22 protein-coding genes are annotated in these 21,019 nt (G+C 59.4%); 11 read left to right on the top strand and 11 right to left on the bottom strand.

Annotated elements, in window-relative coordinates:
• Positions 1–92 precede the first annotated feature (92 nt).
• Positions 93–1,208, bottom strand: a complete 1,116-nt coding sequence (locus tag D0N36_RS11555) for a DNA topoisomerase IB (protein ID WP_116941598.1) — start codon at positions 1,206–1,208, stop codon at positions 93–95.
• A gap of 296 nt (positions 1,209–1,504) precedes the next feature.
• Here D0N36_RS11555 and D0N36_RS11550 point away from each other — a divergent pair, with 296 nt between their 5' ends.
• Positions 1,505–2,314, top strand: coding sequence for a M48 family metalloprotease (locus tag D0N36_RS11550; protein WP_116941596.1), 810 nt, complete (start codon positions 1,505–1,507; stop codon positions 2,312–2,314).
• A gap of 148 nt (positions 2,315–2,462) precedes the next feature.
• A complete protein-coding gene (locus D0N36_RS11545; RefSeq protein ID WP_116941593.1) occupies positions 2,463–3,596 on the top strand; it encodes an App1 family protein in 1,134 nt (377 codons plus the stop codon).
• Positions 3,597–3,776: 180 nt separating this feature from the next.
• Here D0N36_RS11545 and D0N36_RS11540 read toward each other — a convergent pair whose 3' ends face one another.
• Both D0N36_RS11540 and mtgA read right to left on the bottom strand, forming a co-directional pair.
• Entirely contained in the window at positions 3,777–4,244 is a 468-nt protein-coding gene (locus D0N36_RS11540; protein WP_116941591.1) for a YybH family protein, read from the bottom strand.
• A 187-nt stretch (positions 4,245–4,431) separates the two neighbouring features.
• Complete coding sequence (mtgA, locus tag D0N36_RS11535) at positions 4,432–5,175, bottom strand: monofunctional biosynthetic peptidoglycan transglycosylase (RefSeq protein ID WP_116941589.1); 744 nt, start codon at positions 5,173–5,175, stop codon at positions 4,432–4,434.
• Between the two features lie 207 nt (positions 5,176–5,382).
• Between mtgA and D0N36_RS11530 the strand changes: the two genes are divergently transcribed.
• Complete coding sequence (locus D0N36_RS11530; protein WP_116941586.1) at positions 5,383–6,015, top strand: LON peptidase substrate-binding domain-containing protein; 633 nt, start codon at positions 5,383–5,385, stop codon at positions 6,013–6,015.
• Positions 6,016–6,115: 100 nt separating this feature from the next.
• The gene (locus D0N36_RS11525) at positions 6,116–7,336 is read left to right on the top strand and encodes a metallophosphoesterase (RefSeq protein ID WP_116941583.1); all 1,221 of its coding nucleotides are present in this window, start codon (positions 6,116–6,118) and stop codon (positions 7,334–7,336) included.
• Here D0N36_RS11525 and D0N36_RS11520 read toward each other — a convergent pair.
• Positions 7,308–8,243, bottom strand: a complete 936-nt coding sequence (locus D0N36_RS11520) for a diacylglycerol/lipid kinase family protein (protein ID WP_242478889.1) — start codon at positions 8,241–8,243, stop codon at positions 7,308–7,310. The two genes, D0N36_RS11525 and D0N36_RS11520, sit on opposite strands and share 29 nt — an antisense overlap.
• 126 nt (positions 8,244–8,369) lie before the next feature.
• Positions 8,370–9,179: a M48 family metallopeptidase gene (locus D0N36_RS11515; RefSeq protein WP_116941580.1), complete on the bottom strand. Its 810-nt coding sequence runs from the start codon at positions 9,177–9,179 to the stop codon at positions 8,370–8,372.
• Between the two features lie 176 nt (positions 9,180–9,355).
• On the opposite strand from D0N36_RS11515, the gene D0N36_RS11510 reads away from it, so the two are divergent.
• Entirely contained in the window at positions 9,356–9,550 is a 195-nt protein-coding gene (locus D0N36_RS11510; protein ID WP_116941577.1) for a hypothetical protein, read from the top strand.
• A 97-nt stretch (positions 9,551–9,647) separates the two neighbouring features.
• On the opposite strand, the gene D0N36_RS11505 is transcribed toward D0N36_RS11510, so the two are convergent.
• Complete coding sequence (locus D0N36_RS11505; RefSeq protein WP_199798325.1) at positions 9,648–10,358, bottom strand: murein L,D-transpeptidase catalytic domain family protein; 711 nt, start codon at positions 10,356–10,358, stop codon at positions 9,648–9,650.
• A gap of 421 nt (positions 10,359–10,779) precedes the next feature.
• Here D0N36_RS11505 and D0N36_RS11500 point away from each other — a divergent pair, with 421 nt between their 5' ends.
• Positions 10,780–11,031 carry a hypothetical protein gene (locus tag D0N36_RS11500; protein WP_147320843.1) on the top strand — a complete coding sequence of 84 codons (252 nt, stop codon included), beginning with the start codon at positions 10,780–10,782 and terminating at the stop codon, positions 11,029–11,031.
• A gap of 213 nt (positions 11,032–11,244) precedes the next feature.
• On the opposite strand, the gene D0N36_RS11495 is transcribed toward D0N36_RS11500, so the two are convergent.
• Positions 11,245–11,640, bottom strand: coding sequence for a hypothetical protein (locus tag D0N36_RS11495; RefSeq protein ID WP_116941573.1), 396 nt, complete (start codon positions 11,638–11,640; stop codon positions 11,245–11,247).
• A 336-nt stretch (positions 11,641–11,976) separates the two neighbouring features.
• Complete coding sequence (locus D0N36_RS11490) at positions 11,977–12,450, bottom strand: DUF4199 domain-containing protein (protein WP_116941572.1); 474 nt, start codon at positions 12,448–12,450, stop codon at positions 11,977–11,979.
• 296 nt (positions 12,451–12,746) lie between these two features.
• On the opposite strand from D0N36_RS11490, the gene D0N36_RS11485 reads away from it, so the two are divergent.
• Positions 12,747–14,369, top strand: a complete 1,623-nt coding sequence (locus D0N36_RS11485; RefSeq protein ID WP_116941571.1) for an ABC-F family ATP-binding cassette domain-containing protein — start codon at positions 12,747–12,749, stop codon at positions 14,367–14,369.
• 124 nt (positions 14,370–14,493) lie between these two features.
• Positions 14,494–15,327 carry a hypothetical protein gene (locus tag D0N36_RS11480; RefSeq protein WP_116941570.1) on the top strand — a complete coding sequence of 278 codons (834 nt, stop codon included), beginning with the start codon at positions 14,494–14,496 and terminating at the stop codon, positions 15,325–15,327.
• A 115-nt stretch (positions 15,328–15,442) separates the two neighbouring features.
• On the opposite strand, the gene D0N36_RS11475 is transcribed toward D0N36_RS11480, so the two are convergent.
• A complete protein-coding gene (locus D0N36_RS11475) occupies positions 15,443–15,601 on the bottom strand; it encodes a lmo0937 family membrane protein (RefSeq protein WP_116941567.1) in 159 nt (52 codons plus the stop codon).
• A gap of 340 nt (positions 15,602–15,941) precedes the next feature.
• On the opposite strand from D0N36_RS11475, the gene D0N36_RS11470 reads away from it, so the two are divergent.
• The gene (locus D0N36_RS11470; RefSeq protein WP_116941564.1) at positions 15,942–16,829 is read left to right on the top strand and encodes a 3-hydroxyacyl-CoA dehydrogenase family protein; all 888 of its coding nucleotides are present in this window, start codon (positions 15,942–15,944) and stop codon (positions 16,827–16,829) included.
• Positions 16,830–17,024: 195 nt separating this feature from the next.
• Entirely contained in the window at positions 17,025–17,564 is a 540-nt protein-coding gene (gene msrA / locus D0N36_RS11465) for a peptide-methionine (S)-S-oxide reductase MsrA (protein WP_116941562.1), read from the top strand.
• A gap of 112 nt (positions 17,565–17,676) precedes the next feature.
• Here msrA and D0N36_RS11460 read toward each other — a convergent pair whose 3' ends face one another.
• Together D0N36_RS11460 and D0N36_RS11455 are read right to left on the bottom strand one after the other, a co-directional pair.
• Positions 17,677–18,480, bottom strand: a complete 804-nt coding sequence (locus tag D0N36_RS11460) for a hypothetical protein (RefSeq protein WP_116941559.1) — start codon at positions 18,478–18,480, stop codon at positions 17,677–17,679.
• A gap of 290 nt (positions 18,481–18,770) precedes the next feature.
• A complete protein-coding gene (locus D0N36_RS11455; protein ID WP_116941557.1) occupies positions 18,771–19,589 on the bottom strand; it encodes a 2,3,4,5-tetrahydropyridine-2,6-dicarboxylate N-succinyltransferase in 819 nt (272 codons plus the stop codon).
• A gap of 142 nt (positions 19,590–19,731) precedes the next feature.
• Between D0N36_RS11455 and D0N36_RS11450 the strand changes: the two genes are divergently transcribed.
• The gene (locus D0N36_RS11450; RefSeq protein WP_116941555.1) at positions 19,732–20,949 is read left to right on the top strand and encodes a glycosyltransferase; all 1,218 of its coding nucleotides are present in this window, start codon (positions 19,732–19,734) and stop codon (positions 20,947–20,949) included.
• Positions 20,950–21,019: the final 70 nt, after the last annotated feature.

Here is a 21,019-nt window from a genome sequence, read left to right as displayed (position 1 = left end):
AGTCGAATTAAAAATTAAAAGTGGAGAGTTGAAAATGGCCGTTGAGCGACCCGATTGGGAACCACTCAATAGCCATTTTCAGCTCTCCACTTTTAATTTTTAATCTCCGTAAGCATTTCCAGCACCATGTGTTCGGTGGGCGTGAGCAGGTCGTTTTGCTGGGGGTCGACGTCGTGGCGGCGCAGGTAGTCGAGGAGCTGGTTGGAGTTGAACAGCTCGATAACCTGGGGGTGGATGTAGTATTTGGAGCACACGGTGGGCGTGTTGCCCAGGTTTTCGGCCACGTCCTTCACGGCTCGCTTCAGGGTTTTAGGGCGCGGGAAGTCGGGCTCCTCGTCCAGAATTCGCTCCAGCGCCTCCACCATTTTCACGGTACCGCCCCAGGTGCGGAAGTCCTTGGCTGAGAGGCTTAGGCCGGTGGCCTCATGCAGGTAGGCATTCACGTCGCCCGATTCCAGCTCCTGGCGATGGCCGTCGGGGGCGTAATACTGGAACAGGTGCTGGCCTGGAATTTCCTTGCACTTCTGCACCATGCGGGCCAGTTTCCGGTCGTGGATGGTCAGGTCGTGGGGCACGCCCTTCTTGCCCACGAAGCTAAAGCGCACATCGGCCCCGCTCACGTTCACGTGCTTGTCGCGCAGCGTGGTCAGGCCATAGGTTTTGTTCTTTTTGGCGTATTCCTTGTTGCCGACGCGGATAAACGACTGATCCATGAGCGTGAGCACCAGGGCTACCACTTTGGTTTTATCGAACTGAGGGCGGGCCAGATCCTTGTGCATGCGGGCCCGCAGTTCGGCCAGGTTTTCGCCGAAGGCCCGCAGCCGGCTGAACTTGGTCAGGGCCCGGGCCTGATCCCAGGCGGCGTGGTAGAGGTACTGCTTGCGGCCCTTGGCGTCGCGGCCCGTAACCTGCAGGTGGCTGTTGGGCGAGGGCGAAATCCAGACGTCAGTCCAGGCCGGCGGAATTACGAAGCCCCCGATGCGGGCCAGTTCTTTTTCGTCCGCGAGCAGCTCGCCCTTGGCCGTGCGGTAGCGGACTTTGCCGGCCCGGGTGGTTTCGCGGGTGAGGCCGGGCTTGGAATCGGTGAGGTAGCGCAGGCCGGCCAGCTCGGCCTGGCGGGCGGGGTCTTTGTAAAGCTCGTGGGCCGCCGGTAGCGGGTCGAGGCGTTTTTTCTTGGTTTTGGGGCGGGCGGTGGCAGTGGTAACCATAGCGAAATGAACAGGAAATACGGCACGCACCGGAGCTGGCGGGCGGGTTTTGCTCTACGCAGAAACCCGGTGGAAGGTGGCCCCCGCTCGGCGCCTTGCCAGACGAAGCGGGCTACCTGGCTAAATGTTTTTTTCTGCCTGATTGGCCGCATCCTGCGCGCCCAGTGCCTGTTTTCACGTCCCGGCAAGCAACACCTCGCCTGGCTAGACCGTTGGTGCACCGCTGGCCCTGGCACCATTTTTTCTAGCAAGCCAACTGACTCTCTCTTATTCAACCATTCAATTCTTCGCTTCACATGCGGAATATTTTAAAAAAAACCGGCCTCCTGGCAGGCCTGGCCCTCACCCTCGGCGGCGTAGCCTCCTGCTCCAAAGACGGCGACGGAGTGCTCCTGTTCTCCATCGAAGACGATAAGGCCCTGGGCGAGCAAGTAGCGGCCCAGACCGACTCAACTTTTCGGACTAAAGGCCAACTGCTGGAACCCGGCAGCAACCCCCAGGCCTACGCGGCCCTCAATAAAATAGTGCTCCGGGTACTCAACTCAGGCAAGCTCCAGTACCGCAACGAATTCCCCTGGGATGTAAAAATCATCAAGGACGACCAGACCCGGAACGCCTTTGCTACTCCCGGCGGGCATATCTATGTGTACTCGGGGCTGATTAAGTACCTCGACAACGAAACCCAGCTTGCCGGGGTAATCGGCCACGAAATTGCCCACGCCGACCGCCGCCACACCTCGCGCCAGTTACAGCAGCAGTACGGCATCAGTGTGTTGCTGAGCCTGGTGCTGGGCAACAACCAGAATGCGCTGGTAGACGTAGCCAGCGGCCTGGGGCAGCTCAAGTTCAGCCGCGACTACGAAATTGAGGCCGATGCCTACTCGGTGGAATACCTCAACGGTACCAATTACTACGCCTGCGACGGGGCGGCTGGTTTCTTCATCAAAACCCAGAACGACGGCCAGGCCAGCCCACCCGAGTTTCTGAGCACCCACCCCAACCCTGGCAACCGCGTTCAGAGCATTCAGGCCAAGGCCGACCAGTTGAACTGCCGTAACCGCACGGCCGGCTCCGACGACTTCAACCAGCTGCGAAGCGCATTGTAGGCGCACCTGCATCCGCAGTTATCAGCTCCCGGCAATTTGCCGGGAGCCTTTTTTGTGGTTGAGGCTGATCCATTACCACCGACGGAGCAACACCCCGGACGGGCTTCTGCGTAGACAGCTCTCCGATCAATTGCTTTATTTGCGCTCTATGCTTCCTTTCCGCGATACACTCCACACCTGGGCCGAAAACGCCGACGAATCTTTAACCCGCCTACGGGCCCGCCTCGGGCTGCTGCACCCGCTGCAGCTGGTGCCCTACCGCAGCTACGGCACGCCCGAGCGCCTCTACGTGAAAGGCCGCCTGCTCACCGATAAAGGCATAGGAGAGCCCGACCCCACCGCCTCGCGCTGGAACAACCTGCTAAACATGTACCGCCGCTTCGACAGCAATGAAATTACCGGCGCCCAAATCAGCATCCGCCCCACCGACGGCTCCGACCACCCCATCCTCACCGACGAGGAGGGCTACTTTACCCTCAACCTGACCCCGAAGACGCTGCCCACGCCGGTCGATTTCCTATGGTATCCGGTTGAGGTGGCGTTGCAACAGGCACCGCCCCCCTTCCCCACCCCGCACGGGCTGCGCGCTACTGCCATGGTACTCATTCCGCCGCCCGACGCCGAGTACGGCATCATTTCTGACCTCGACGACACCGTAATTGAGACTTCGGCTACCAATTTGCTGCGCATGGCCCGTACGGTACTGTTGCGCAACGCCCGCTCCCGGCTGCCCTTCAAAGGCGTGGCCGAGTTCTACCGCCAGCTGCAGCTGGGCCGTAATGGGAAGCGCAACAACCCGTTCTTCTACGTCAGCAGCTCGCCCTGGAACCTCTACGATTTGCTCGACGATTTCCTGGAGCTGAACGGCATTCCGCCCGGCCCGCTGCTGCTGCGCGACGCGGCCCTGAAGCGCCAGACGGCCGCGGCCAGCAGCCACCACACCCACAAGCTACACGAAATCGAGAACCTGCTGCTTACCTACCCGCTCCTGCCCTTCGTGCTCATCGGCGACTCGGGCCAGGAAGACGCCAACATTTACCGCGAAGTAGTGCGCCGCCACCCCGGCCGCATCCTGTCCATTTACATCCGCGACGTAAACCGTGCCGACCGCGCCGCCCTCGTCGAGCAGGTGCGCGAAGACTTACGGGGCGATAAAGTAGAGATGCTGCTGGTGCAGGACACTGTGCAGGCCGCCGAGCACGCCGCTGCCACCGGCCTCATCTTCCACGAAGCCATTCCGGCCGTGGAGCAGGAAAAGGCGAAGGATGAGGTAGAGGAATAAGGAATTAGGTAATGGTTATCAGGGATTAGGGGTTAGGGGTTAGGGGTTAGAGAAAATCCGAACTTCATTCAGCGCGGAGCGAAGAATATCGTCCGAAGTTGTTGAACAATCACCCTTGCAACGACTTCGACGATATTCTTCGCTGCCCTTTTGAATGACGTTCGTAATTAAGCTTCTATCCTAGCTCGAGTGGTCGGCTACTACCACCCACTTACCTGCAAGGCGGCGCATTACCAGCAGGAAATGCCCCTGTAGGTCGCCGGCAGCGGGGCGGGCCAGGTGCCAGCGGCCGATAACCTGGGCGACATCGGGGCTGAGGGGCCGGATTTGCAGGCGGCTGAAATCGAGCTGGCCCATGGCGGCCGGGTTGGGGTAGCTGCGGCGGTAGTTGTCGAGCGTGGGCTGCCAGCCGTAGGTGAGGCCGCTTTTGCCGATAAATACCAGTGAGTCGTTCTGCCAGTAGCCCTGCATGAAGCCGGCCACATCGCCCCGGTTCCAGGCGGCCGTCTGGGTGCTTAGCACCGCCAGAATATCCTGGCGGGCGGCAGTTTCGATGGCCGGCGTAAGCACCGCAGACAAGCGCGGCGAGCAAGCGGGCAGCGCGGCGACCATCGAGGCCAGCAGCAGCGGAAGAAGCAGACGTTTCATGTAAAGAAGGGATATATTAGTGTAGAACGCTGTCATGCTGAGCGAAGGCGGAGCCGGACTTGAAGCATCTCCACCGCAATGGTAACCTTGACGATTGAAAATAACTGTTGTGGTAGAGATGCTTCAAGTCCGGCTCCGCCTTCGCTCAGCATGACAGCCTTTTGGGTCTTTCATCTACCCATTCAACTTACTTCTCCGTCAACTCCCTAACGTAGTCGGTGCCGCGCAGGGCGCGCATGCGGCGCAGTACCCGGCGCTGCTTGGAGCGGGCGACGGGGCCCGGGTTGCTGGCCCGAAACCGGAGCGGGTTGGGCAGTACACCGGCCAGCAGGGCCGCCTCGGCGGCGCTCAGCTTGGCGGCTGGCTTGCCGAAGTAAGCCTGCGAGGCCGCTTCGGCCCCGAAAATACAGTCGCCCATTTCGGCCACGTTCAGGTACATTTCCATAATGCGGCGCTTGTCCCAGAGAAGCTCGATGAGCAACGTGAAGTAGGCCTCAGCAGCCTTGCGCACGTAGCTGCGTCCCTGCCACAAAAACACGTTCTTAGCCACCTGTTGCGTAATAGTGCTGCCGCCACGCAGCTGCTTGCTGCCGCTCAGGTTCGATTTGGCCGCCTTTAGGAGCGCGTCGCCATCGAAGCCGTGGTGCAGCAGAAACCGCTGGTCTTCGGCCGCCACCAGGGCCAGCGGCAGCTCGGGCGATACGTCGGTCAGGCTTTTGAAGTCGTACTGAATGCGGCGGTCGGCTTCGCGGATGCCCTGGTAGCCCAGGCCAACCGGAGCGTGGGCCCGGCGGTCGAGCATCAGCCAGGTGGCGGGCGGGCTCACCCAGCGGTAAAGCAGTACCCAGGCCACCGACGTCAGGAAGGCCACGGCCAGCACCTGTAGGGCTATCCGGCCCGTTCGGCGGGCAATCTGTTTAAAATCTCTCACGCACTCAACCGCTTAAAAAAGGCTTGCACTCCGACTCCGGAATACGAGCAAAAATAGCGGCTCTTTACGCCAACCCCACGCCCCGCCCACTGCAACCTACCAAAAAAGCGCCGGCCGGGTCGGGAAGATTTGGGTATCGACGTTGTTATTACGCCCAGGGGCCCGTAGCTTCCTGCTTCTGCACTGCCCTTTCTGCTCGTTTACTTTATGCGTCAACTCGCTCTGTTTCCGCTTAATCTGGTCGTATTTCCCGGCGAAAAGCTCAATCTGCACATCTTCGAGCCCCGCTACCGCCAGCTGGTGCGCGACTGCCTGCTGGAGGGCATCATGTTCGGCATTATGCCCTTCCTGAACGGGGGCGTAAGCCGCCGTGGCACCGAGGTACGCCTCATGGATGTGGAAAAAAACTATCCATCGGGCGAACTCGACATCCGGACCAAGGCTATTGGGGTGTTTGAAATGGAGGATTTTCAGCGCGAGCTGCCTGGTAAACTTTATGCCGGAGCTAGCGTGCGCGACCTGACCGATGATAAGGACGCCGACCCGGCACTGCACGACCGAACCCGTGTGTTAATTGAACAGCTTTATGGCATTCTGGGCCTGCGCCGCCTGTTCCTCGATTTGCCAACCGACTTCCGCATTTACGATGTGGCCCATCAGCTGGGCATGAGCACCGAGCAGGAGTACGAGCTACTGGAGGCCGATACCGAAGCCGATCGGCAGATAATGGCGCTTCGCCACCTCGAACACATTCTGCCCGTGTTGCAGGAAACCGAGCGCCTTAAGGAGCGCGTGCGCCTCAATGGCCACTTCAAAAACCTTACGCCACCTACTTTTTAACGTTCGATACGTAGTTGATAACAGCCACTGAAGGAGCAGCAGGCTTCCGCTGGCAGATGCCGGCCCACGTACGCTGCTCCGCTCTCTCAGGCATAAACTGATGACTATCGACTACTTCTTTTACGCCTCACTTATATTGGCCGGGCTGCTGACCCTGTGGCTGGCCCGGCGCTACGTGCAGGAGCGAAACTACCGCCGCCGCCCCTACGTGGCCTCTACCGCCCACGACTGGGCAAACCGGCCCCAGCCCAACCGCCCGCCCTATCATCGTGTAGCCCTGCTCGGCGACCCCGGAGCCGTGGCCACCGATGGTTCCGACCCCGTGTTGCAGCTGCTCGAACAATGGCAGCAGGAAGCCGGCCCGGCCGGCACAGTGGTGCTGCTCGGCGACAATATTTATCCTGTGGGGCTACCTGCCCCCCACACCTCCGGCCGGGCTGCTGCCGAAGCTCGCTTCAATACCCTGTTGGCGGCGTTGGGCCGCTTTGAGGGGCGGGTGGTAATGCTCAGCGGCAACCACGACTGGAACAAGGGCCGCTCCGATGGCTGGGAGTACCTGCGCCGGCAAGAGGCGTATGTGCGCGAGCATCTACCCACGGCCCACTACCTGCCCGTTGATGGCGCCCCCGGCCCGGTGAGCCTGCAGCTTGCCGAGGGCCTGCTCCTGATTGTTTTCAATACCCAGTGGTGGGTACAGAACGGGCCCCGGCCGGCCGCCGATCCGTGGCGGCCTTTCCGCCAGCTGCGGGCGCTACTGCAGGCCAACCGGCACCAGCAGGTGCTCGTGGCCGGGCACCATCCGCTGTACTCGAATGCCCTGCACGGGGGCAAGTTCACCGCCAAGCAGCACGTGTTTCCGCTTACTACGGTCAATAAGCGGGCGTACGTTCCGCTACCTTTCATTGGCTCGCTGCTGCCGCTGTACCGCAAAACGGTGGGTGCGGCCGAAGACATGGCCCACCCCCGCTACCGCCGAATGCGCCGCCGGCTGCTGCGGGTGCTACACGAATTTCCCGGCGTTATCTACGCTGCCGGCCACGACCATAACCTGCAGTATTTCGAGCGTAGCGGGGGCCACTACCTGGTTAGCGGGGCCGGCAGCAAAACGGCCTTCGTGCAGGCCGGTGGCCAAGCCACCTTCGTACACGAACATCAGGGTTTTTTCGGGCTGGACTTTTATGGCCCTCACGAAACCTGGCTCCGCACTTACGAGCCCCCCACCGGTACGCCCGAGGTGTTCCGGCTGCAGCTTAGTCCCGGTTCGGATGCCACCGCCGGACCAGCTGCCAGCGTTACGTACGCGGGGGCGCCCCGGCCGTAGCGGGCGGTACCAGCACCCGTAGGCTACGCGGCTGCAGGCTGATTTCGACCGGACAGGCAAGCATATACGGCTCGCCATCCAGCTGTACCAGTACTTCGCTGGCACCGGGCACCGTAATGCGGGCATGGTGGCAGCTCAGGCGGCGGGTATAGTCCGAGCTATCGAAATTGCTGGTGTACAGGCGGTAAAGCAGGCCGGGTGCCGCCCTTCCCGGGAAGGGCGCAATAAGGCAAATTTCAAACTGCCCGTCGTCCAGCTCCCGGTCGGGGTTGATGACCACATTGCTACCGAAGGTATTGGCATTGGCAATGGTGAGCATAAAGGCCTCACCCTGCCAGTTTTCATGCTCGGTTTCGATGTGGTAGGTGCCAGGCGTGTAGCCAGCATACTCCTGGGTGGCAATGCGTACGTATGCTCCGGGGCCGCGCACGCCGCCTTCGGCAAAGCGCTTTACCACGCAGGCATTGAAGCCCATATCGGCCAGATGTACCGTGAACCGGCCACCCACCCGCAGTGTGTCCAGTTGCCGGATATCGTGCTGCCAAGTAAGAGCCAGCGCTTCGTTCAGCGTAAGCGGAATGGCCAGATCTTTGGCCATTCCGTTGCCCGAACCCAGCGGCAGAATACCCAGCGGCACCATGCTGCCGACCAGCGCCTCGGCTACCATACTCACCGTGCCGTCGCCACCGGCAGCAAACACGGCATCGGGCGGAGGGGCGGCTGCCAACAGGTCGCGTAGGCGGTCCAAATCCTGCTCGCCGGCCGTATCGAAAAACTCGGCTTGGCGGCCCCGCTCGGCGCAGTATGCGGCAATGGTGTCGCGAAGCTGGCTTTTATTGATGTCGCCCGATATGGGGTTGAGCACGAACAGCAACCGCTGCAGCGGACCCGAAGATGCGGTTTTCATAGCGTACCAGTAGCAGCAGGAGCGCCGGCGGGAAAGGCAGGCAGCTGGTTGGCTCTACACGATATAGCCGGCTATGCTGCCGGCTATATTCGTGTAGAGTAAAAAAGAGCGAAATGTGCGCCGTAACTAGGGCTTGAGGCCGGCCGGCAGCCCCTGCGGGAAATCGGCCTCAATATCGCGCTGAATTTCCTGAATGCGGTTGCCGGGATTGGGGTGAGTGCTCAGGAACTCGGGAGGGTTGCCGCTGCCGTTTCCGCGGTCCAGCACTTCCATTACCTGCAGCATGGCGCGCGGATCGTAGCCGGCGGCGGGCGTAAAGTCTACGGCCAGCCGGTCGGCTTCCAGCTCATCTTCACGGCCGTAGCGCATCGTCAGCAGCTTGCCCACCATGGCGGCGGCGGCGGCACTGGCAGCCGTACCGGGCCGCTCGGGGTCGTAGAGGCCAATGGCGGCGGCCCCGGTCAGGCCGTTGGTCAGCTTCGACTTGGCCACCTGCTCGGCCGAGTGCCGGGCCACTACATGCCCGATTTCGTGGGCCAGTACACCGGCCACCTGGCCTTCAGTAGTCAGGTTTTTCAGCAGGCCGGCCGTGATGAAGATCTGGCCGCCGGGCAGGGCAAATGCGTTGATGGTTTTCTCATCTGCCAGCAAATGAAACTTGAACTGATAAGGTGTCTGGCGGGCTTTGGTGCTTTGCACAATTTTCTGCCCGATTCGCTCCACTGCGGCGCGGGCCTCCTGGTCGGGGTGCAGGCCGCCGTACTGGGCCGCCATTTCGGGGGCGGCCTGCAGGCCGAGGGCAATTTCCTGATCGGCCGACATATTAACGTGCTGCACCTCGCCGGTCACCTCGTTTTTCTGGGTGTTACAGTAATAGGGAATGAAAGCAAATGCGGCCATCAGCAGGGCCAGCAGGTAGCGAATGTTACCACGCATAGCAGGGAGGAAAAAGGATTGGAAGAAAGGGAGGTCGTTGGCGTTTCGTAACGCGGCCGCGCGGCTAGGGTTGCGCCCCTGACCTAAACCTTATAATACCCGGGCCACGTATCAGGCTCCGTACCGACCTCTTTCCCGTTCGGGTTCCCCCTCTTTCACCCTTCTTCTCCCTGACCATGAATCAGAAACGCACTTTTGGCACCATCCTTACCATCCTGGGCATCATTGGCATTATATGGGCGGCGCTGGCCTTCCTGCAGATTGGGGGCATGGGCCTGAGCAAAATGAATTCACTTGTGCCTTTTGTTGTAGGCCTTATTTTCTTCTTTGCCGGCATCAACCTGGTACGCACAACCAGCGACCGGGCCTAAGCGGCCGCACATTCTTTAAGCATAAAGCCCGCCGCCAGTACATACCGGCGGCGGGCTTTATGCTTAGGAAGAACCTGACCTGACGCCTCGGTTGGGGTTAGCCCGGCCGCGAGGCCAGGCTCTGTTGCCCACGGGCGAAAGCCATTAGTGCGGCATCCAGTTCCAGCAGAGTCGAGCGGTAGCTAACCTGCGCCGGGCCGTGAATGTAGAGCACCGTGCCACCCTTTATCGTCCGGATAATGGCGGCCGATTCGGCGGCCGGCAGGGCCGGACAGCCCTGGCTGCGCCCCAGCCGGCCGTGCTGGCTGGCAAAGGTCTTGCTCACATAATCGGCCCCATGCACTACTATTGCTCTGGTGTGGGCATTGGTGTTGTAGCCCGCATCTACGCCCTGCAGCCGCAACGACAGGCCGTGCTTGCCGTGGTAGGTGGGGCCGGTAACGTAGAAGCCCAGGCTGCTTTTCTCGGAGCCCTCTATGTTGGAGAAGTTGCGGGCGAATTCTTCCCCTGTATTCTTGCCGTGCGCAACCAGCGTGTGGTGCAGTAGCCGACCTTCACTCACATCAACCACCCACAGCCGCTCGCGGTTGCTCGACTGGCTGAAATCGGCAATGGTGAGGGTACGGGTATCGGCCTGAATCTGGCCCTGCTGCTGCAGGTTGTAGAAGCCCAGCAGTGCCTGCCGGTACACGGGCAGCGGCAGCGCGGCATTCATCAGGCCGGCTCGAATGTAAGTGCGGGCCACGTGCTGCTCAAACGCAGCCAGGTAGACAGTGCGCTCAGCCGGATTCAGTAGCGATGGCCCCAACAGCCTGGTACGGGAATTGGCAGGTACGACGGCTACTGCTTCAGCGGGCACAGCGCCTGGCCCGCTCGAAACCCGCCCGGCAGGCGTGAAACTGCTAAACAAGGTCAGGATAAATCCGGCGGTCAGCGTCGGCAACTTCGTCATGGGCCTGCAGTGAGCGTTATGGGAAGCATAGAATTTGGCGGTACCTTGCAGTGCCCCGCAGTCGGGGCCAGTTCAAAATTAGCATTTCTTCCGCAAAACCGCCACCGGCTTCCTGGTTTTCCTGCTCATGAGAATCCCTTCTTTGCGCTTATCCTGGTTCCTACTCCCAGCAGCGTTGTTTGCTTTTTCCGGCTGTGGCCACGCGCTAAAACGCCTGCCCGGTTTCGACACAGCCATTTGGCGTGCCGACCCGTACGGCTGCCGTGGGCAACGGGCTATGCTTGTACCAATCCTCGAAAAGCACCGTTCCGACCTGTTTGAGGCGCGCATTAATGATATAACGGAGCTCCTGGGCCATCCAGACGAGGAGGAACTGGGCGAACAGAGCGACAAAATATATATCTACTATGTAGCGCCGGGCGCGCAGTGTGCCCCCGGTAATCCGCGTGCCGCCACCAACCGCGTAATGCTGCGTAGCGGCGCTACTGGCACCGTTACGGAGGTCATCCTCCCTGTGCAACTCCAATAATCAAACAGTACTATTCCTCTATACGTCTCAACAAAGCATTTACCCGATACTACGCCGGATCTGGAGCGCTCCTCTCCACGCGCACGAAAGGCCTCCCAAAACCAGTGTACAATCAGCTGATTCATTGTCGTACGATACAACTCGCTCCCGAACTGAATCGGGAGCGGCCGGAGCTGTATTGGCTACCAGCGCTAACTTTTGCGGAATCCTGGTCTAACCCAGCCCACCTTCGGTATCTGGTTGCGGAGCCGGGGCAGGTTGCGGTCCACGCAGGAGGCTAAGCTGCGTAGGGGTCAGGATGCGGCTGCACTCGGCATCGTAGTGCGACTGTAACTCTGAAAGAGCCTGCTGCATCCGCACCGGATTCTGATGATACTGCCACTGAATTTCGTCGGCCTGAGCTACTTTGATGCTATTAACCTTGTAAAGGCGGGCAATCTGACCTTCGTTCAGATGTAGTTGTGCCGTCATCTGCCGGGTTAGCGCCTCAGCCTGCACAACGGTCAGGTCAATGCCGTCAGGTCGTTCGGCATGGTACTCTTGCTTTTGGGCCTGCGCTGCCAAGCCCAGACTAGCTATGAAGAGGAGAGTTAAAAAAAACGCTTTCATGGTTGGTACTTGCTATACTGCGGGGAGGCTAAAGAACCCAGCTGGCAGTAGAACCAATTGATTCTACCAAAAATTCCATAAGCCTCATATATATCATACAATAATATAGAAAAAAAGCCACATTGTTGAATATCAATATAATTTTAAGCGAATTATATATTAGAATAATGTATTTGTTATATCTTCCTGTAATAACCCATTCTGCTGTTTCTGCAACGGGTCAGACGCATCACTTATAGAGTCAAAACAATATCTATCAAGCACTTAAAAATAAACAGCAGGCTAGTGCACCCTATTCTATACAGCTGGCATCAACTGCCTGGGATGGGTAGCGGCCTACTCCAGGCCCGTCATAGGTTGGTGGTCGGGACTCTTGAAGTATTGCATGGCAATTAGCGAGATAATCATGCCGGACATACCTCCCTGCAGAATGATGGCGAGGAAGGCAATAGTTACCGATAGGTCGTAGCCGAACAGGTCCTGGGCCTGCAGGCCATCCATGATACCGGGGTTGATAACGCCAGCATAAAGAATAAAGAAAAAGCCAAAGGCGACGGAAGCAATAACCGCCGTAATGATGCCCGTACCGAAGCCCGCCAGGTAAGCCATCCGGCCGTCGCGGCTGCGTTTGAAGCGCGCAATGGCAAAGCAGACGCCGACGGCCAGAATCAGGCCGTTGAGGAAACTGAATTCAATTCGCTCAGCCAAGTTGATAAACGAGGCAGCAACGAAATAAACCATCATGCCTGTCGATGTATACAGGCCGTAGCGGACGCCGTTGGTTTCGGGAGTAATTGTGGAATCAGCCATAGGACGAGCAACAGAGGGTAAAGTGTAACAACAGGAATGGTGGACTTTGGCGAGTTAGCGCAGGAACCAGTCGGGCTAGGCCGCGTGTTGACTTTATGCGGCCCGGAAAGTCTTGTTTCACTTTATACCAGCTTGGTAGGCGTCTTGTTGTCGTTTGCCGCCATTTTTTACCCGCTCCGCTCGCCCTAAGTCCTGATAATTTAACGGCGAGGGCAATTTCCGTACTTTTGCGGCCAGCTCCTCTGCTTGCAGAGCCGGGAGCCACTTATTGATTTCTTTTTTGCCTACTCCTTTCTATGATTAGTACCTCCAACGTAAGCCTGCGCTACGGCAAGCGCGTTCTGTTTGAAGACGTTACCATCAAGTTCATGCCCGGCAACGTGTACGGCCTAATCGGGGCCAACGGGGCTGGTAAGTCCACGTTCCTGAAAATCCTGTCGGGTGAAATCGAAGCCAACACCGGCTCGGTGGACATGCCCAAGGGCTCGCGCCTGTCGGTGCTCCGGCAGGACCAGTTTGCGGCCGACGCCTTTCCGGTGCTCCAGACCGTGATTATGGGCCACACCCGCCTCTGGAAAGTAATGGAGGAGAAGGATACCCTGTATGCCAAGGCTGACTTCTCGGACGCCGACGGCGAGCGGGCGGCCGAGTTGGAAGGCGAGTTTGCCGACCTCGAAGGCTGGAACGCCGAGTACGAGGCGGCCGAGCTGCTTTCGGGCCTAGGCATTGCCGAAGACAAGCACCAAACCCTGATGGGCGACCTCGGCACCTCCGACAAAGTGCGGGTGCTGCTGGCCCAGGCCCTGTTTGGCAACCCCGACGTGCTGCTGCTCGACGAACCCACCAACGGCCTCGATGCCGAAACGGTCCTCTGGCTCGAAAACTTCCTCGACTCGTTCCAGAACACGGTGATTGTAGTTAGCCACGACCGCCACTTCCTCGATGCGGTGTGTAACTACATGGCCGACGTTGACTTCTCGAAGATTACCATGTACCCTGGCAACTACTCGTTCTGGTACGAGAGCAGCCAGCTGGTGCTGCGCCAGCGCCAGGATGTGAACAAGAAAACCGAGGACAAGCGCAAGGAGCTGGAAGAGTTCGTGCGCCGCTTCTCGGCCAACGCCTCGAAGAGCAAGCAGGCCACCTCGCGCCAGAAACTGCTCCAGAAGCTCACGCTCGAAGAAATTAAGCCCAGCTCGCGCAAGTACCCCTATATTGCTTTCAAGCCCGAGCGCGAGGCCGGCAACCAGCTGCTGGCGGTGGAGAACCTAAGCGCCAAGGTAGATGGCCAGACCGTGTTCCGCAACGTGTCGTTCATGCTCGATAAGGGCGACAAGGTGGCCCTGGTAAGCCGCGACGACCGGGCGCCTTCCCTGCTCTTCGACATTCTGTTTGAGCAGGTGAAGCCGGCCACCGGCAGCTTTACGTGGGGCACCACTATTACGCCCAGCTACTTCCCCAAGGAGAACACCGAGTTCTTCGATACCGACCTGAACCTGGTAGACTGGCTGCGCCAGTACAGCACCGAGAAGGATGAGTCGTTTATTCGCGGTTTTCTGGGCCGGATGCTGTTCTCGGGCGAGGAGTCGCTGAAGAAAAGCAACGTGCTGAGCGGCGGCGAAAAGGTGCGTTGCATGCTGAGCAAGATGATGATGGAAGGCGGCAACGTGCTCACGCTCGACGACCCGACCAACCACCTCGACCTGGAGAGCATTACTGCCCTCAACAACTCGCTGCAGGAGTTCAACGGCACGCTGCTGTTCGCCTCGCACGACCTGAAGGTAATTGAGACCGTGGCCAACCGCATCATCGAGCTGACGCCCGGCGGAGTTATCGACCGGCGCATGACGTACGAGGAGTACCTGGCCGACGACAACATTCGCGAGCAGCGGCGCCGCATGTACCAACTGGTTTCGTAGCTTTAGCAACAACCTTCAGATCACATACGGGAAAGGTGAGATGGTGCGTTATTGAATAGCAGTAACGCGCCATTTCGCTTTTTTGCCCGTTGCAGATAACCCACTCTCCTACCTAATTCAACACATGAAAAGACTCCTGTTTTCGCTGCTGCTGGGCGGGGCCGACGCTGCGCTAATCCCCGCCGCTGCCCGCGCCCAGACAACGCCGGCCGATACGGTTCGTACCGTGAAGCCGCAGCTGAACACGGCCCCGCCCGGCTCGGCCCCTGCCCGGCCCCGCCGGGAGCCGGCCACGGCCCCCAACGAGCCCCAGCCAGCGCCTACCACGCCACCCGTGTACCAGCCCGACCCCAACGTGCCGGCCTCGGGCATGCCCTACGACCCCAACCGGCCCTCGGGCATGGATTTACCCCAGCGGGCGGGTGTGGCCCCGCCCCCGCCGCCGTTGCGCAAGTACTTTTTGTACACCAACTTCGGGTTGGGCTACAGCAGCTACGCTGGCGACGGGCAGTTTAACGCGAGTATTGCCCCGGCCATCGGCTATCGGGTGACGGAAAAGTTCGCCATCGGCCCGGGCATCAGCTACTCCTATATCAACGTCAGCTATTCGCCCTACAACCAGCAGTTCGGCTACCCCAAAAAAATCGAGTACAACAACCTTGGGCTGAAGGCCTTTGCACAATACATGGTGTACAAGCAGTTTTTTGTGCACGCCGAGTACGAGGTAACGCGCCTGCGTGGTAAAGCCACCGATTCGTTCGGCCAGGTATACAGCAGCAACACCACGGCCACCACGCCGCTGGGCGGGGCCGGTTACCGCAGCCAGTTTGGTGAGCGGTTTGCCGCCGACATTGTGGTCCTCTACAATTTCAACGACGGCATCGACAACCAAGGCAATCGTAACTCCCCCTACGGACAGCCGGAAATCCGCTTCAACTTTCTTTTCGATCTGAAGTAAGGTCTGGAGTTGCCCATGCGGCACATATAAAGAAGCCCCGCTCAATTGCTTGAGCGGGGCTTCTTGGGTTTTTCGGAAATGCTATATTTCCAGTCGGCTATGTGCCGGGCGGTGCTTATACCGCACTACCGCCCCGAATGACGCGCAGCAGGACTACGATAATGGCGATTACGAGCAGAACGTGAATAATGCTGCCGGAGAAAAAGCCACCGAAGAAGCTGATAGCCCAAATGATGACCAGAATGACGGCGATGATGTACAACAGATTACCCATGATTGAAAAGGAAGAGAGTGGGGAAAAAGGGGAGAGAGAAAAACAACGTTTCCGATTCGCAGCGGATGATTAGCGGCTCGGAGGCCATTCTGCGGGTTTGTACGCGCACCTTTGCCCAAAAGGTTTTATTCAGCTTCATCTATTTTTAATTCCCGACAGCTAAAGCCCGTTTTTAGGCCTTTCAAGGGTGTTTTAAGAGATACAAAAAAAATTTGTAGTCGGTCTTACTAACGCCTGCCGGATTGGGCGGGGCCGGGTTTCGGCGTAGATTTGCAAAGGCCCGCCCGTACCCCGGTTTGGGCGTGCTTTCGTTTCTTCCCACCCACTTTTTCGCACCTTTATGAACGTTGCCGTTATTGGCTCGGGCACGATGGGCAATGGCATTGCCCACGTATTTGCCCAGCACGGATTCACTGTTGCCCTCATCGATATCAACCAGCCAGCCCTCGACAAGGGCATGGCCACCATCGGCAAAAACCTCGACCGGCAGGTAAGTAAAGGCAGCCTGGCCGAAGCCGATAAAACGGCCACACTGGGCCGCATCACAACTTACACCAGCCTTTCGGAGGGAGTTCTGCAGGCTGATCTGGTGGTAGAGGCCGCTACCGAAAATGTGGAGCTCAAGCTCAATATATTCCGTGAAATCGACCAATACGCCCCTGAGCAGGCCATTCTGGCCACCAATACCTCCTCCATCTCCATTACCCGCATTGCGGCCGTTACCAAGCGCCCGACCCAGGTTATCGGTATGCACTTTATGAACCCGGTGCCGGTAATGAAGCTGGTGGAAGTTATCCGGGGCTACGCCACCTCCGACGAGGTGACGGCCAAGGTGATGGAGTTGTCGCGGCAGCTGGGCAAAACGCCCACCGAGGTCAACGACTACCCCGGCTTCGTGGCCAATCGCATCCTGATGCCCATGATCAACGAGGCCATCATCACGCTGCACGAGGGCGTAGCCGGCGTCGAGGAGATTGATACGGTGATGAAGCTGGGCATGGCCCACCCCATGGGCCCGCTGCAGCTGGCCGACTTCATCGGCCTGGATGTATGCCTGGCCATTATGCGGGTGCTGCACGACGGCCTGGGCAACCCCAAGTATGCCCCCTGCCCGCTGCTGGTAAACATGGTAATGGCCGGCCGCTTGGGCGTGAAGTCGGGCGAAGGCTTCTACTCCTGGACCCACGGCACCAAGAAGCTGGTGGTAGCCGAGAACTTCCGCAAATAAATCACGGATGTTGAATCGCAGATGTTGCAGATGAAAAGGGTAACGCAAGTTCGTTTTGAGTCGGTTATTCTCCGCGCTGGCATTATATCAGGGTTTATGAACAGCCACCGGCCCTTACGCGTTATAGGGGCACCGCAGAATGTATCTGCGTCATCCTTCTCATCTGCAACATCTGCGATTCAACATCCGTGATTTATGGAACAAGCTACATTTGGCGGCGGCTGCTTCTGGTGCACCGAAGCTGTATTTCAGAACCTGAAGGGCGTAGAGAAAGTGGTGTCGGGCTACACCGGCGGGCGCATCTCCAACCCGACTTATAAAGAAGTATGCAGCGGCCTGACGGGCCACAACGAAGTCATTCAGGTCAGCTACGACCCGGCCGTTATCAGCTTCGAGGACCTGCTGGAGGTGTTCTGGAAAACCCACGACCCCACCACCCTTAACCGCCAGGGCAACGACGCCGGTACGCAGTATCGCTCGGGCATCTACACCAACTCCGACGAGCAGCAGCGCCTGGCCGAAGCTTATAAGCAGAAGCTTGCCGATGCCAACGCCTTCGACGGCCCCATTACCACCGAAATAATGCCCCTGCCGGAGTTTTACCCCGCCGAGGCCTACCACCAGAACTACTATAACCTAAACCGCAGCCAGCCCTACTGCCAGTTCGTGGTCAAAAGCAAAGTGGATAAGGTGAAGTCGGTGTTCGGCGACAAGCTCAAAAGCGAAGTAGCGTAATTTCAGAAGCGCATAGAAAGAAGGGAGAGGGGAGATTTTCGTGCTGTTACACCATTTTTGGGCATCAGTACGAAAGTCTCCCCTCTCCCTTCTTTCTATTCACTTCCAAAAGCTACCCCTGCTGCTCGGCCATTTCAATCTGAAAGGGCCCTTGGTCGCGGCCGAGGGCGTAAAAGGTGGCCACCTGGTTCATCAGGGTGCGGGTGTAGAGGTCGAGGTCGCGGGTTTCAATAATCTGGTCGTTGCGCACGATGATGAAGCTGACCAGCTCACCAGGGTACGCGCCGTCTTCGCCTACTTCGGGCAGCGCCTCGAAGGGCGAGTGCGAGCGAACCGGGATGAACTCCTGCTTGGGCAGCGTCATCAGGGTTTTATCGCCGAAAGGCATGAAGCCTTTAACGGCCGAGTAGTGGTAATGTGGGTTCCAGACCCAGCTTCCGTTGAAGATGTAGTACTCATCAGTGCCCAGGCGCAGAAACTCGCGCAACGACACGTTCACGGCTACGCGCCAGTTGCTGCGCTCCTGCAGGCTCTGCTTGATAACGGCCAGCCGCGTGGGGTCGGGCACGTCAGTAAGCGTCTGCGTGAGGCGGGCATGTACCACCAGTTCGCAGCCGGCGTACAAGTTGAGCAGCTGCTGACGCCAAGCGTTCTGCGCACCCAGCTGATAGGCGTCGGCGCGGGTAAACTCGAAGAAATTGTGCGTGTAGGGGCCGGCCAGGGCCACGCCGTCGCGGCCATTGGGCTCGGCCCACTCCACCAGAAAGCAGGGCCGGGTACGGCCGTCTACCCAGGGTAGTTCGCGGTTGAAAACAACGCGGGTCTGGATGGTTTCAGGGTCGAGGCTCAGTTCCTGGGCCACGTAGTCGCGCACTTCCTCGCGGGCCTGCGCGGCCGATACGACATTCTTAATCACAGATGTTGCAGATGTTGCCGATAGCGCAGATTTGTGCTGGCTTCGGATGAAAAAATGATTGGATGACGCAGATTCTTGTCGTGCCGAGCGGACGACACGTCGTTCTGTTGGCGCTAACGGAAGTCGAAAGCTAGTTATCAAAACTTCTCAAAGATAGGTGGCCAACCAATAAGCCGGTTATCTGCTCATCGGCTGGCCACGACTCTAAGCAAATCTAGGCTATCCAATCATTTTTTCATCCGAAGCCCAGCACGAATCTGCGCTATCGGCAACATCTGCAACATCTGTGATTAGATGGCTACGTTGTGTTCGCGCAGGGCGTCGTTGAGGCTGGTTTTGAGGTCGGTGCTGGGCTTGCGCTGGCCGATGATGAGGGCGCAGGGCACCTGGTACTCGCCGGCCGCGAATTGCTTGGCCACCGTGCCCGGAATAACCACCGAGCGGGCCGGCACGTGGCCCCGGTACTCCTTGGGCTCGGCACCCGTTACATCGATGATGCGGGTGCTGCCCGTGATGGTAACGCCGGCCCCGATAACGGCCTCCCGGCCCACGAAGCAGCCTTCCACCAGAATACTGCGCGAACCCACGAAAGCGCCGTCTTCTATGATAACCGGGGCGGCCTGCACGGGCTCCAGCACGCCGCCAATGCCCACACCCCCACTCAGGTGCACGCCGGCGCCAATCTGGGCGCAGGAGCCCACGGTGGCCCAGGTGTCCACCATCGTGCCCTCTCCTACCCAGGCACCGATGTTCACGTAGCTGGGCATCAGGATAACGCCCGAAGCCAGGTAGGCGCCGTAGCGGGCCACGGCCGGCGGCACCACGCGCACACCCTGCCCCTGGTAGTCGGTTTTGAGGCGCATTTTGTCGCGGAACTCGAAAGGGCCGACTTCTATGGTTTCCATCTGGCGGACCGGAAAATAAAGAATCACGGCCTTTTTCACCCAGTCGTTCACCAGCCAGCTGCCGTCGGCGTTAGGCTGGGCCACGCGCAGGCGGCCCTTGTCGAGTTCTTCGATAACGTGCTCAATGGCTTGCAGGGTGGCGGGCTGCTGCAGCAGGCTCCGGTCGTTCCAGGCGGCTTCAATGAGAGGTTGCAGGTCGGTCATTTGGATGTTGGTTGCTGGGGTTGATATTGGGCTTAAAGGTAGCAGATGCCGACCGAGGGCCCGATTATATGGCTTGCAATAAAGTCTGCGGAAGCCAAACCGCACCTCCGAAGAACCAAAAAACCGCATCTTCGCTCCCATTATGCCGCCCGCCCTCACCATTTTACTAGCCTCCGTACTCAAGCCTCTCGATGATACCCGGATGCTGGGCAAGTTCGGGCGGACCCTGGCGCAACGGCCCGGAGCCCAGGTACACGTAGCGGGCCGCGCCGCGCCCCAACCGCCCGACCTGCCTACCAACCTGCACGTGCACGAGTTGCTGCGCGGCTCCCGTCTGAGCCTGGCGCGGCTGCGGGCCCAGTGGCGCTATTGGGAGCTGCTGCAGGAGTTGCGGCCGACGGTGGTATTTGTACATGCTCCCGAGCTACTGCCGGCCACCGTGCTCTGGCAGTGGCTGGGGCGGGGCCGGCACTTTGTATATGATGTGCGCGAAAACTACGCCCTCAACATTCAGACGCAGGCCGTGTACCCACCCTGGGCTCGTAATGTGCTGGCGGGACTAGTGCGCCGCCTCGAAACGCTGGCCGCTGCCCGCGCCGCTGCTGTGCTGCTGGCCGAGCGCAGCTACGCCGCCGAGCTGCCCTTCGCGGCCGGGGTGTCAGTTTCAGATTTAACGCCATTCACACTCTTCCCCCCTTCCAAAAGCCAAAAACCAGCAACTAAAAGCTCAAAACCGGTTCTCATCATTGAAAACAAGTATCAACCCTACGATGCTGTGCCGGCTGCCTGGCCGCGCCGACTGCCCGATGTTTCGGAGCCGCTGCGGCTGGTGTATTCGGGCACTATTTCGGAGCTGAACGGGGTGTGGGAGGCACTGCGGTTTGCGGCCCACTTGCGCACGGTATGGCCGCTGGCTCACCTCACCATCATCGGGGCCTGCCAGCAGCCAGCGCTGCTGGCGCGGCTGCAAGCGGCCGTGGCCGATGGGGGCATTACGCTGGTGGGCGGGGCGGCGCTGGTACCCCACGCGGCTGTAGTGGCCGAGCTGCGCCGCAGCCATTTGGCCCTGCTGCCCTACCGGCCCCACCCCAGCACGGCCCGCTGCGTGCCTACCAAGCTGTTCGAGTACCTGGGCCTGGCCCTGCCGCTGGTGCTGCCGCCCAACCCGCTCTGGCAGCCGCTGGCCGAAGCCGCCGGCGCAGGACTCGTCTTCGATTTTCAGCAGACCGATTACCCGCCGGCTAGCGAGCTGGCGGCAGCGCTGCAAGTGGGCACCTATTACCCACATGGGCCGCCGCCGCTGGCCTTCTGGGAGCCGGAAGCCAAAAAATTATTGGCACTGCTGGATTCTATTGGGTAACTACCGACCTTAGCAGCCCGTTTACGGAACCGGCACCGTTTTTATTTACCTTCGGCGTTTGCCACATACT

Origin of the sequence: Hymenobacter lapidiphilus (assembly GCF_003417065.2) — a bacterium.
Taxonomy (GTDB): domain Bacteria; phylum Bacteroidota; class Bacteroidia; order Cytophagales; family Hymenobacteraceae; genus Hymenobacter.
Note: the sequence above shows the minus strand (reverse complement) of the source record. Positions and strands in the feature narration are given on the sequence as shown.

Bases quoted from the DNA above. Each gene is read 5' to 3' on its own strand.
- D0N36_RS11555 (WP_116941598.1), bottom strand. From the start codon at position 1,208: ATGGTTACCACTGCCACCGCCCGCCCCAAAACCAAGAAAAAACGCCTC.
- D0N36_RS11550 (WP_116941596.1), top strand. From the start codon at position 1,505: ATGCGGAATATTTTAAAAAAAACCGGCCTCCTGGCAGGCCTGGCCCTC.
- D0N36_RS11545 (WP_116941593.1), top strand. From the start codon at position 2,463: ATGCTTCCTTTCCGCGATACACTCCACACCTGGGCCGAAAACGCCGAC.
- D0N36_RS11540 (WP_116941591.1), bottom strand. From the start codon at position 4,244: ATGAAACGTCTGCTTCTTCCGCTGCTGCTGGCCTCGATGGTCGCCGCG.
- D0N36_RS11530 (WP_116941586.1), top strand. From the start codon at position 5,383: ATGCGTCAACTCGCTCTGTTTCCGCTTAATCTGGTCGTATTTCCCGGC.
- D0N36_RS11525 (WP_116941583.1), top strand. From the start codon at position 6,116: ATGACTATCGACTACTTCTTTTACGCCTCACTTATATTGGCCGGGCTG.
- D0N36_RS11520 (WP_242478889.1), bottom strand. From the start codon at position 8,243: ATGAAAACCGCATCTTCGGGTCCGCTGCAGCGGTTGCTGTTCGTGCTC.
- D0N36_RS11515 (WP_116941580.1), bottom strand. From the start codon at position 9,179: ATGCGTGGTAACATTCGCTACCTGCTGGCCCTGCTGATGGCCGCATTT.
- D0N36_RS11510 (WP_116941577.1), top strand. From the start codon at position 9,356: ATGAATCAGAAACGCACTTTTGGCACCATCCTTACCATCCTGGGCATC.
- D0N36_RS11500 (WP_147320843.1), top strand. From the start codon at position 10,780: ATGCTTGTACCAATCCTCGAAAAGCACCGTTCCGACCTGTTTGAGGCG.
- D0N36_RS11495 (WP_116941573.1), bottom strand. From the start codon at position 11,640: ATGAAAGCGTTTTTTTTAACTCTCCTCTTCATAGCTAGTCTGGGCTTG.
- D0N36_RS11490 (WP_116941572.1), bottom strand. From the start codon at position 12,450: ATGGCTGATTCCACAATTACTCCCGAAACCAACGGCGTCCGCTACGGC.
- D0N36_RS11485 (WP_116941571.1), top strand. From the start codon at position 12,747: ATGATTAGTACCTCCAACGTAAGCCTGCGCTACGGCAAGCGCGTTCTG.
- D0N36_RS11480 (WP_116941570.1), top strand. From the start codon at position 14,494: ATGAAAAGACTCCTGTTTTCGCTGCTGCTGGGCGGGGCCGACGCTGCG.
- D0N36_RS11475 (WP_116941567.1), bottom strand. From the start codon at position 15,601: ATGGGTAATCTGTTGTACATCATCGCCGTCATTCTGGTCATCATTTGG.
- D0N36_RS11470 (WP_116941564.1), top strand. From the start codon at position 15,942: ATGAACGTTGCCGTTATTGGCTCGGGCACGATGGGCAATGGCATTGCC.
- msrA (WP_116941562.1), top strand. From the start codon at position 17,025: ATGGAACAAGCTACATTTGGCGGCGGCTGCTTCTGGTGCACCGAAGCT.
- D0N36_RS11455 (WP_116941557.1), bottom strand. From the start codon at position 19,589: ATGACCGACCTGCAACCTCTCATTGAAGCCGCCTGGAACGACCGGAGC.
- D0N36_RS11450 (WP_116941555.1), top strand. From the start codon at position 19,732: ATGCCGCCCGCCCTCACCATTTTACTAGCCTCCGTACTCAAGCCTCTC.